This is a genomic window from Magnetospirillum sp. UT-4, from assembly GCF_902729435.1.
Lineage (GTDB): Bacteria > Pseudomonadota > Alphaproteobacteria > Rhodospirillales > Magnetospirillaceae > Magnetospirillum.
In genome coordinates this window covers 223,014-233,061 of sequence record NZ_LR746521.1, presented here as the reverse complement: position 1 = coordinate 233,061, position 10,048 = coordinate 223,014, and the positions used below count along the sequence as shown (strand labels likewise).

The window sequence follows — 10,048 nt, the reverse complement described above, 5'->3', positions numbered from 1 at the left end:
CCGTCCATGCCGGGCAGGCGCAGATCGGCGAGCACCACGTCGAAATCGCCGCCTTCCACCGCCGTGATGGCCTCGTCGCCGGAACGGGTGAGGGTGACCCGGTGACCGTCGGCCCGCAACAGCCCGTCCAGCACCCGGCAATTGACCTCCTCGTCCTCGATCACCAGGACACTCAGGGGAAGGACCGGCATGGGGTCGTCGGCACCGTCCCCGGCGCCCGCGGGGGCGGCGACGGCCAGCTCCAGCCGGACGGTGAAGCGGCTCCCCTCCCCCGGCCGGCTGTCCACCGACACCGTCCCGCCCATGCCCTCGACCAGGCGCCGCACGATGGCCAGGCCCAGCCCGGCGCCGCCGAAGCGGCGCGAGATCGAGGCGTCCACCTGGGTGAAGGGCTGGAAGATGGTGGCCAAAGCGTGGTCCGGGATGCCGATGCCGGTATCGGCGACCTGAAAGGTCAGCCGCGCCCGCCCGGCCTCGGCCGGGTCCGACCATACCGACAGGGTCACCTGGCCGGCGGCGGTGAACTTCAGCGCATTGCCCACCAGGTTGAGCAGCACCTGGCGCAGCCGGATGGGATCGCCCTCGACCAGCGGCGGCAGGTCGCCGGCCACCTCGGCCCGGATCTCCAGGCCCTTCTCGGCGGCGGGAACGGCCATCAGCGCCACCAGGCTGCGCACCACCTCGGCCGGCGGGAAGGCGCGGTGGTCGAAGGACAATTGCCCGGCTTCGATGCGCGAGATGTCGAGGATGTCGTTGAGCAGGACGGTCAGCGTCTCGCCCGACTGCCGGATGGTGCGGGCGGCGTCCAATCCCCCGGGATCGTCCCCCAGGCGCCCTTCCAGCGCCTGGGCCATGCCGATCAGGCCGTTCATGGGGGTGCGCAGCTCGTGGCTCATCACCGCCAGGAACTCGGTCTTGGCCCGGGTGGCGGCCTCGGCCTGGTTCTTGGCTTCCAGCAATTCCCGCGTCCGCTCCGCCACCATGCGCTCCAGGCCGCGGTGATAGGTGTTGATCTCCACCGCCATGTCGTTGAAGGCGTTGGCCAGATCGGCCACCTCCTGGCCGCCGCTGACCCGCACCGGCTCGGCCAGGCCGCCGCGCGACAGGGCACGGGTGGCGGCGGCCAGCTCGCGCAGCGGCTCGGTGATGGCGCGCGACAGCGCGGCGGCCGCCAGCACCCCGAACAGGGTGGCGATGACGCCCACCCACAGCCCGATCCGGCGCAGCCGCTCGACGCCGGCCAGGGCCTCGGAGACGTCGATCTTGACCACCATGCCGAGGCGGAACGACGGCAAATAGCGCCATGCCGTCAGCACCTCCTCGCCGCGATAGTCGGTGGCGAACGACACCCCGCGCTCGCCGCGCAGGGCGCGGGAGAGCGGAACCCCAAGCCGCTCGCCGGCACCGACCTGTCCCGGGCCGGCCCCGGGCTGGTGCCGCGACGGGCCGTAGAGGACGATGGCTCCGTCCCCCCCCCACCCCCCGGCCATCACCTCGCCGGTGCGGCCAAGGCCGGTCGAATCGGCCAGGATGTCGAAGATGGCGGTGGTCTCCAGCTCGACCACGACGACGCCGATCAGGCTGCCGCCCTGCAGGATCGGCGAGGCGGCGAAGGCGGTGGCCGGCGCGCCGGGCGCCGCCGGGGCGAAGTCCGAGACCTCGGCCTCCAGGATGGTCCTGGCGCGGTCGAAGACGTGGGCCAGCAGCGTGCCGGCCAGCGGCCCCGTCAGCAGATTGGTGCCTGCGCCGCCTTGCGCCGAACTGAACACCACCTCGCCCTGGGTGGTGACCAGCATCAGGCTGCGGGCGCCGAAGGACTCGGCGAAGCGGGCCAGGGCCGGGCCGTAGGCGGCGCCCTTGCCAAAACCATCCCCCGCCCCGTCCATGGCCCGCATGGCCTCGATCACCGTCGGCACATAGGCCAGGGTGGCGACCTCGCGCACCCGGCCGCGGGCCAGTTCCTCGATGCGGGCGGTGCGCTGGTCGGCGACCGAGGCCAGCGTCCGGTTGATCTCGGCTAGCAGCGCCTGCTCGGAGGTGCGGAAATAGGCGCCGACGATCAGCACCAGCGGCAGCAGGCCGAGCAGCAGATAGCCGGCCGCGATCTCCATGGTCAGGCCGAAGCGCGGCCAGGACGGGGAGGCCGCTTTCATTCCCCCTCCCGCGGCGGCGCCGCCCAGTTGCCGTGCCAGCCGCGGTAAAGGCCGTCCAGGAAGGCCAGCCATTCGCTTCGGGGCAGGAAGGTTGGAAACGGCACCGGCCGCACCGGCCGCTGCGAATCCCACACGATCTCGAAATTGCCGTCGGGCCGGATGCGGCCGATGCGCACGGTCTTCCAGGTGTGCTGGGTGGCCGGATCGATGGTCACGGTGCCGCCCGGGGCGGCCATGCTCTGGCCCTTGATGGTGGCGCGGAAATCGCGGAAGTCGGGCGAGCCCGCCTCCTCCACCGCGCGGGCCCACAGCTTGACGCCGTAATAGGCCGCCTCCATGGGGGCGGTGGTGGGATAGTCGGCGCCGAAGCGCGCCTTGAAGCCGGAGACGAAGGCCCTGTTCTCGGGCGTTTCGACGGTCTGGAAGTAGTTTCGCGCGGCGTAATCGCCGGCCATCATCTGCGGACCGAAGGCCCGCACCTCGGCCTCGGCCAGCGAGAAGCTCATCACCGGAATGTCCGCGGGTACGATGCCGGCGGCCCGCAAGGCCTGGTGAAAGCCGCGGTTGGAATCGCCGTTGATGGTGTTGAAAACGACGTCGGGGCGAAGCCGGCCGATGGTCTCGACGATGGCCGAGAAATCCTGCCCGCCCAGGGGCATGTAGGCCTCGCCGACGATCTCGCCCTGCAGGGCGGTGACCTGTGCCGCGATGATCTTGTGGGCGGTGCGCGGAAAGACGTAGTCCGAGCCGACCAGGAACAGCCGCCGCCCCAGATTGTCCAGCGTCCACTTGATGGCCGGGATGATCTGCTGATTGGGCGCCGCGCCGGTGTAGACGATGTTGGGCGAGGCCTCCAGCCCCTCGTACTGGACCGGGTAGAACAGCACCGAATCGTGCCGCTCGAAGACCGGCTTCACCGTCTTGCGGCAGGCCGAGGTCCAGCAGCCGAACACCGCCGACACCCGATCACCGGTGACCAGCCGTTCGGCCTCGGCGGCGAATACCGCCCAGTCGGAACGGCCGTCGACGACGATGGCCTGGACCGGCCGCCCGAGCACGCCGCCGGCCCGGTTGAGTTCCTCGATGGCGTAAAGGGTGGCGTCGATGACCGGCTGTTCCGACACCGCCATGGTGCCGGTGCGGGAATGCAGCACGCCGACGCGGATCGGCCCGGACGCGCCGCTTCTGCCGGTGCTCAGACCCTGAATGGCGCTCCAGGCCGCCAGCCCGCCGGCGATGGCGAACAGCAGCGCTCCCGCGTAGTACCCTCTGCGCAAGCCCCCAGACATCCAGGAAGGCTCCCCGTCCGGATTTCGCGCCGGAGCGCTGCAAGAACCGCGCCAGCCCCAGGCGCCCGGAAAATCACCGCCGACCGCGACGAAGTGGCGCGAGATTGGGCGCGGCGGCCCGCCAGATGCCCAAGACCCGGACATCCCGGCAGGCGTTGCCGCCCGGCCAAAGCCCGCAAAACAAACGCAATATGAATATTATCGTAACAATAGGCCAGACGTCGTTATGACTGGTTCTATGTACAGTGTCGGCACCTTCGTAACTCGGAAGAGACCGAAACACTCTCTTTTGAGACCACGACAATTCATCGGCCGTCCGGCACCATCCGCTGCGTCATCCGAACGCGCCGCCCGCCACCCCACACGCGTGCTGGCGGCCCGGATGCTCCGGACCCCTCTCTGGTGGAGATTGTCATGAATAGGTTCTCCAGCTTCCTCTCCCGCCTGGCCAAGGACGACAGCGGCGCTCCGGCCATCGAGTACGCCATGCTGGCCGCGGTGATCGCGCTCACCGCCGCCATCGGCATGGGCACCCTGGGCAACGGCATCAGCACCTTCTTCGGCAACATCGGCAGCGACCTGCAGTCGCGCACCGTGCCCGGCGGCACCGGCGGCACCGGCGGCTGAGCCTCGCCGCACCGTCCTTGGGGAGCCGCCGCAACGCGGCTCCCCGGTCCCGTCCCTCCGTTTCCTGCAAGGTCCGCCATGCGGCAACGCTCCATCCTGCTGCTGGCCTCGGCCCTGGTCCTGGGCCTGGCCTCGGTGGTTCTCGCCCACCAGTGGCTCACCCGCGCCCCTGCTGCCGCCCCCACGCCCGCCCTCACCGTGGTGGTGGCGCGCGAGCCGCTGCCGGCCGGCACCCGCCTCGAACGCCGTCATCTGGCCGAGACTCCATGGCCGCCGCTGGCGGTTCCCCTGGGCAGCTTTCCCACCATCGATGCCGTGCTGGGCGATCCCGGCCGGGCCGTCGTGCTGCACGCCCTGGCGGCCGGCGAGCCGGTGCTCGCCGCCAAGCTGGGGGCGGCGCTGCGGGCCACCCTGTCGGCGCAGATCTCCGGCCGGCACCGGGCCGTCACCATCCGGGTCAACGATGTCCTGGGGGTGGCCGGCTTCGTGCTGCCGGGCGACCGGGTGGACGTGCTGCTGACCCGCGATCTCGGGCGCGACAACCCGGTCACCGACGTGCTGCTGCAGCGGATCAAGGTGCTGGGAATCGACCAGGAGGCCAGCGAGCGCAAGGACAAGCCCATGGTGGCCCGCGCGGTGACCCTGGAGGTCACGCCCGAGGAGGCCCAGAAGATCACCCTGGCCACCGATGTCGGCACAATCGGCCTGGCCCTGCGCAGCGTCGCCGACGGGACCGAGGTGAAACCGCGCACGGTGGGCCTGGCCGACCTCGCCCCGCCCCGCGCGGCGACGAGAGGCGAGGACAGTGTCGCCGTGCGGGTGCTGCGCGGCACCGAGGCCGCAACATCCCGGGTCGCCCGCGACCGCTGACCCCACCAAACCCGGAAGGCCGCCGCCATGTTCACCGCGTTGCGCCACGCCCTCGTCCTGGTCCTGCTGTTCCTGGTTCTGCCGGCCCATGGCCAGGACCCCGCCATCGAGGTGGCCATCGACAAGGCGCGCCTGCTGCGTGTCCCCACCCCCTTCGCCCATGTCGCCGTCGGCAATCCCGCCATCGCCGACGTGGTGCCCATGACCGACCGCGCGGTCCAGGTGCTGGGCAAGGCCACCGGCGCCACCACCCTGTCGCTGTTCGACCGGGGCAAGCAGCTGGTCGCGGTGCACGAGCTGGTGGTCACCGCCGATGTGGACGGCCTGAAGCGCCGCCTGCACGAGCTGATGCCGGACCAGCCGGTCGAGGTCCGCGCGGTCGGCGGCGCGGTGGTGCTGAGCGGCACCGTCTCCAGCGCCGAGCAGGCCGGCCGCGCCCTCGCCCTGGCCGAGCATTTCGCGCCCAAGAAGGTGACCAACATGCTGCGCGTCGGCGGCAGCCAGCAGGTGATGCTGGCGGTGCGGGTGGCCGAGGTCAGCCGCTCGGTGGCCCGCGAGCTGGGGGTGAAGCCCGGCTTCACCGGCGGCGACTTCAACTTCGCCACCCTCGACCCCCTCGATCTCGGGCGCTTCGCCACCGCCGAGCTGCTCACCACCTCCTCGTGGGGGACGCTGGACCTGCTGTTCGACGCGCTGGAGGAAAAGGGCATGGTCAAGGTCCTGGCCGAGCCCAACCTGATCGCCCTGTCGGGCGACACCGCCAACTTCCTGGCCGGCGGCGAGTTCCCCATTCCGGTGGCCCAGGCGGCGGCCGGCGCCGGCATCGCCATCACCGTCGAGTTCAAGAAGTTCGGCGTCGGCCTGGCCTTCACCCCCACCGTGCTGGGCGACGGGCTGATCAACCTGGTGGTCAGCCCCGAGGTCAGCCAGATCGACCGCACCAACGCCGTCGCCCTGACCGGCTTCTCCATCCCCGGCCTGACCACCCGCCGCGCCACCACCACCGTCGAGCTGCGCGCCGGCCAGAGCTTCGCCATCGCCGGGCTGCTGCAGAACGACTTCCAGGACCAGGTGCGCCAGATCCCGGGCATCGGCGACATCCCCATCCTGGGGGCGCTGTTCCGCAGCTCGGAATTCCAGCGCCGCGAGACCGAGCTGGTGATCATCGTCACCCCCCACCTGGTCCGCCCGGTGGCGGCCGGAACCCTGGCGGCGCCCACCGACGGCTTCCTGCCGCCCACCGATGCCGACCTGTTCCTGATGGGGCGGGTGGCGGGGCCGGCGACCGGCGGGACCGCCCCCGATCTCGCCGGCCGCTACGGCTACCTCGTTCCCTGACCCGGAGGCTTCCCATGCGCCCGCTCGCCGCCGCCCTTCTCCTGCTGCTCGCCGCCTGCTCGTCGGAGGCCACCATCGCCCCCGATTTCGGCGCCGCGGTTCACTTCAACATGGCCGCCCAGACGCTGCCGCCGCCGCCCGCCGCCGATGACGTCCCCGCCGGCCAGGACGGCGGGCGGGCCGGCGAGGCGTGGGAGCGCTACCGCACCGGCAAGACCATCCCTCCGGTCTCCTTGTCCACCTCGGAAGGCCTGATCCGGCTGACCCCCGCCAAGTGAGGCAGACCATGCACGCCCTGGTCCACGGCCGCCCGGCCACCCTGCTCGCCCAGTCCCGCACGCCCGAGACGCGCGACGCCGTCGCCCGCGCCCTGTCGGGCATCGCCAGCCTGGCGGTGCGGGGCCAGCTGGGCGAGATCGACGCGCTGTCCCCCGAAGCCCTGACCCGCGCGCCGCCCGACGTGCTGCTGGCCGACATCGATCTCGGCTCCGCCGCCCATCTGGCGGCGCTGGAAACCCTGGTCGAGGCGCTGCACGCCACCACCTCGGTGGTGGTCGCCGCCGAGCCGGCCGGAATGGAGCCGGTGCGGCGGCTGATCCGCCTGGGCATCGCCGATCTGGTGCCGCTGCCAATGGTGCCCGCCGCCCTGATCGAGGCGGTCCAGGCGGCGCTGGCCGCGACGCGGCGGCGCGGCGGCGGCCATGCCGACGCGGAGCGGGGCATGGTCATCGCCTTCCTGAAGGCCGGCGGCGGAGTCGGCGCCACCACCCTGGCGGTCGAGGCCGCCGCCGCCCTGGCCACCGGCCGGGGAGAGCGCGCCGAGACCTGCCTGATGGACCTCGACCTGCAATTCGGCGCCGCCGCGCTGCGCCTGGACATCGACCACCCGACCAGCCTGATCGAGCTGCCCGATTTGTCGCGCCGCTTCGACGGCACCCTGCTGCGCGGCGCCGTCGCCCACCATGCCAGCGGCATCGACCTGCTGCCGGCCCCTTCCTCCATGCATCCCGTCGAGGCGGTGTCGGCCGAGACCGCGCAGGCCCTGGTGAGCGTCGCCGCCCAGGAATACCGCCACGTGCTGATCGATCTGCCGCCGTCATGGTCGGTGTGGACCCGTGCGGTGCTGGCCAGCGCCGATGGCATCGTGCTGGTGCTGCGCCCCGACGTGCCCTCGGTGCGGATGGCGCGGCGCCAGCTCGACACCCTGGCCGCCGAGGGCTGCGGCGCGGTGCCGCTGATGGTGGTGGCCAACGGAACCGGTTCCGGTCCTTTCGCCACCGGCGTGCCGCTGGCCGACATCGCCCGCGCCCTCGGGCGGCCGGTGGCCCATGCCATCCCGCGCGCCGACCGCGCCTTCGGCGCGGCCGCCGATCGCGGCGTGCCGCTGTCCAGGGTGCGCGGCGGCCGCCGCGCCGCGGCCAAGGTGGCGGCCATGATCCGCGACGCGGTGGCGCTGGCCCGGGCGGGAGGCCAACCATGAGCACCCCCGTCACCACCAGCCGCTTCGCCGCCGCCGCGCCGCCGCGCCCGGCCTTCGAGGCGCCGGCCGAGGCCGACACAATGCTGGCGCTGAAGGTGCGGCTGCATCAGCAGCTGCTCGACACCATGAACCTGGGCGCCATCGAGACCATGGCGCACGACCAGTTCGTCCGCGAGGTCGGCGAGCTGGTGCGCAGCCTGATGGCCCGCGACCCGGTGCCGCTAAACCACCGCGAGAAGACCCAGCTGGTGGACGACATCCTGGACGAGGTGCTGGGGCTGGGGCCGCTGGAGCCGCTGCTCAAGGACCCCACCATCTCGGACATCCTGGTCAATACCCACCAGCAGGTGGTGGTCGAGCGGCGCGGCCGGCTCGAGCCCACCGCCGTGCGCTTCAAGGACGAGCGCCACCTGCAGCGCATCGTCAACAAGATCGTCTCGGCGGTGGGCCGCCGCGTCCACGAAGCGCAGCCGCTGGTCGATGCCCGCCTGCCCGACGGCTCGCGCGTCAACGTCGCCATTCCGCCGGTGGCGGTGGACGGCACGCTGGTATCGATCCGCAAGTTCTCCCGCACCCCGCTCGGCACCCGCCAGATGATCGAGTCCGGCAGCCTGTCCCCGGCCATGGCGCGGGTGCTGGAGGCGGCGGTGCGCGGGCGGCTCAACCTGGTGGTGTCGGGCGGCACCGGCAGCGGCAAGACCACCCTGCTGAACGCGCTGTCGGCGGCCATCGACCCGCGCGAGCGCATCGTCACCATCGAGGACGCCGCCGAGTTGCAGCTGCAGCAGCCCCACGTGGCCCGGCTGGAAACCCGGCCGCCCAATATCGAGGGGCGCGGCGAGATCACCCAGCGCGACCTGGTGCGCAACGCGCTGCGCATGCGCCCCGACCGCATCATCCTGGGCGAGGTCCGCGCCGGCGAGGCGTTCGACATGCTGCAGGCCATGAACACCGGCCATGACGGCTCCATGTCCTCGGTCCACGCCAACACCCCGCGCGACGCCCTGGCCCGCCTGGAACAGATGGTCGGCATGGCCGGCATCGACATGCCGCCCCGCGCGGTGCGGGCGCAGATCGCCTCGGCGGTGGACCTGGTGGTGCAGGTCGAGCGCATGGTCGATGGCGGCCGCCGGGTGGTGTCGGTGCAGGAGGTCACCGGCATCGAGGGCGACATCATCACCATCCAGGAGATCTTCCTGTTCCGCCGCCGCACCACCGGCGCCGACGGGCGGGTGGTGGGCGAATTCCTGGCCTCGGGCATCCGCCCGCGCTTCTGCGCCGACCTCGCCGCCCGCGGCGTGCCGCTGGGCGAGGATTTGTTCACCCCGGGCACGCCGAGTTGACGAGAGGGCTTCCCATGGCCGATCCCCTGTCCTGGCTGATCCTCGCTTTGGCCGGCGCCACCCTGGCCCTGCTGGCGGCGGCGTGGCGCGCCGGTGCCGGCGGCGACCCGCGCCTGGCCCGTCGCCTGGGCGCCGTGACCGCCGCCGATGCCGCTCCGTCGCTGCGCAAGGCCGGCCGCCGCCCCGCCGGCCTTTCTCCCGCCGCATGGCTGGAGCGCCTGCTCGCCCGCGCCGGCAGCGGCCTTTCGGTGGAGCGCCTGGCCGGGCTGATGGCGGCGGTGACGGTGGCGGCCACGGTGGCGGCCCTGGCGCTGGGCGCCGGTCCGTTGGTGGCGCCGGCCTTGGGCCTGGCGGCCGGCATCGGCGGGCCGGTCGTGGTCCTGCGGCGCATGGCGGCCGGCCGGGTCGTCCGCTTCGCCGCCCAGCTGCCCGAGGCGTTGGCGATGATGGCCCGCTCGCTGCGGGCCGGCCACCCCATCAACGCCGCGTTGGGCCTGGTGGCGCGCGAGATGCCCGAGCCGCTGGGCGGCGAGTTCGCCACGGTATTCGACGAGATGACCTACGGCCTCGATCTGCGCGAGGCGCTGGGCAATCTGTGCCGGCGCATGGACGGGCGCGAGCTGCGCTACATGGCGGTGGCCATTTCGATCCAGCAGGGCAGCGGCGGCAATCTGGCCGAGCTGCTCGACACCCTGGCCCGGGTGCTGCGCGACATCGGCCGCATGCACCGCAAGGTGCGCGCCCTGTCGGCCGAGGGCCGGCTGTCGGCGGCGGTGCTGTCGGTGCTGCCGTTCGGCGTCGCCCTCGGCATCACCGCCCTCGCCCCCGGCTATTACGACGGCGTGCTGGCCGACCCGCCGTTCCTGGCGGTGCTGGGCGGCGGCTTCGCCGGCATCGTCCTGGGCATCGCCATGATGGCCCGAATGGTCAACTTCCGCATCTGAGGCC

Annotated in this window: 9 protein-coding genes; 7 read left to right on the top strand and 2 right to left on the bottom strand. The window is 72.5% G+C overall.

The features are described 5' to 3' along the window. Together MTBUT4_RS16285 and MTBUT4_RS16280 are read right to left on the bottom strand one after the other, a co-directional pair. Nucleotides 1–2,153, bottom strand: a 2,153-nt coding sequence (locus MTBUT4_RS16285; protein WP_173980747.1) for a hybrid sensor histidine kinase/response regulator, incomplete at its 3' end; no start/stop codon positions are given. After that, nucleotides 2,150–3,430 carry an urea ABC transporter substrate-binding protein gene (locus MTBUT4_RS16280; RefSeq protein WP_254434891.1) on the bottom strand — a complete coding sequence of 427 codons (1,281 nt, stop codon included), beginning with the start codon at nt 3,428–3,430 and terminating at the stop codon, nt 2,150–2,152. The genes MTBUT4_RS16280 and MTBUT4_RS16285, both read right to left, overlap by 4 nt. Before the next feature lie 426 nt (nt 3,431–3,856). On the opposite strand from MTBUT4_RS16280, the gene MTBUT4_RS16275 reads away from it, so the two are divergent. From MTBUT4_RS16275 to MTBUT4_RS16245, 7 genes are all read left to right on the top strand, one after another. Next, nucleotides 3,857–4,069 carry a Flp family type IVb pilin gene (locus MTBUT4_RS16275; RefSeq protein ID WP_173980745.1) on the top strand — a complete coding sequence of 71 codons (213 nt, stop codon included), beginning with the start codon at nt 3,857–3,859 and terminating at the stop codon, nt 4,067–4,069. A gap of 78 nt (nt 4,070–4,147) precedes the next feature. After that, nucleotides 4,148–4,939, top strand: a complete 792-nt coding sequence (gene cpaB, locus MTBUT4_RS16270; RefSeq protein ID WP_173980744.1) for a Flp pilus assembly protein CpaB — start codon at nt 4,148–4,150, stop codon at nt 4,937–4,939. A gap of 27 nt (nt 4,940–4,966) precedes the next feature. Continuing rightward, nucleotides 4,967–6,277: a type II and III secretion system protein family protein gene (locus tag MTBUT4_RS16265; protein WP_173980743.1), complete on the top strand. Its 1,311-nt coding sequence runs from the start codon at nt 4,967–4,969 to the stop codon at nt 6,275–6,277. Nucleotides 6,278–6,291: 14 nt separating this feature from the next. Next, the gene (locus MTBUT4_RS16260) at nt 6,292–6,555 is read left to right on the top strand and encodes a hypothetical protein (protein ID WP_173980742.1); all 264 of its coding nucleotides are present in this window, start codon (nt 6,292–6,294) and stop codon (nt 6,553–6,555) included. An 8-nt stretch (nt 6,556–6,563) separates the two neighbouring features. Beyond that, on the top strand, nt 6,564–7,757 hold the full coding sequence (locus MTBUT4_RS16255; RefSeq protein ID WP_173980741.1) for an AAA family ATPase: 1,194 nt from the start codon (nt 6,564–6,566) through the stop codon (nt 7,755–7,757). Then, complete coding sequence (locus tag MTBUT4_RS16250; protein WP_173980740.1) at nt 7,754–9,100, top strand: CpaF family protein; 1,347 nt, start codon at nt 7,754–7,756, stop codon at nt 9,098–9,100. The genes MTBUT4_RS16255 and MTBUT4_RS16250 overlap by 4 nt, the downstream gene beginning before the upstream one ends. A 14-nt stretch (nt 9,101–9,114) precedes the next feature. After that, on the top strand, nt 9,115–10,044 hold the full coding sequence (locus MTBUT4_RS16245) for a type II secretion system F family protein (RefSeq protein WP_173980739.1): 930 nt from the start codon (nt 9,115–9,117) through the stop codon (nt 10,042–10,044). Nucleotides 10,045–10,048 lie beyond the last annotated feature (4 nt).

What these genes read in the sequence shown, in the direction of transcription:
- MTBUT4_RS16275 (WP_173980745.1), top strand. Translation starts at nt 3,857, where the DNA reads ATGAATAGGTTCTCCAGCTTCCTCTCCCGCCTGGCCAAGGACGACAGC.
- cpaB (WP_173980744.1), top strand. Translation starts at nt 4,148, where the DNA reads ATGCGGCAACGCTCCATCCTGCTGCTGGCCTCGGCCCTGGTCCTGGGC.
- MTBUT4_RS16265 (WP_173980743.1), top strand. Translation starts at nt 4,967, where the DNA reads ATGTTCACCGCGTTGCGCCACGCCCTCGTCCTGGTCCTGCTGTTCCTG.
- MTBUT4_RS16260 (WP_173980742.1), top strand. Translation starts at nt 6,292, where the DNA reads ATGCGCCCGCTCGCCGCCGCCCTTCTCCTGCTGCTCGCCGCCTGCTCG.
- MTBUT4_RS16255 (WP_173980741.1), top strand. Translation starts at nt 6,564, where the DNA reads ATGCACGCCCTGGTCCACGGCCGCCCGGCCACCCTGCTCGCCCAGTCC.
- MTBUT4_RS16250 (WP_173980740.1), top strand. Translation starts at nt 7,754, where the DNA reads ATGAGCACCCCCGTCACCACCAGCCGCTTCGCCGCCGCCGCGCCGCCG.
- MTBUT4_RS16245 (WP_173980739.1), top strand. Translation starts at nt 9,115, where the DNA reads ATGGCCGATCCCCTGTCCTGGCTGATCCTCGCTTTGGCCGGCGCCACC.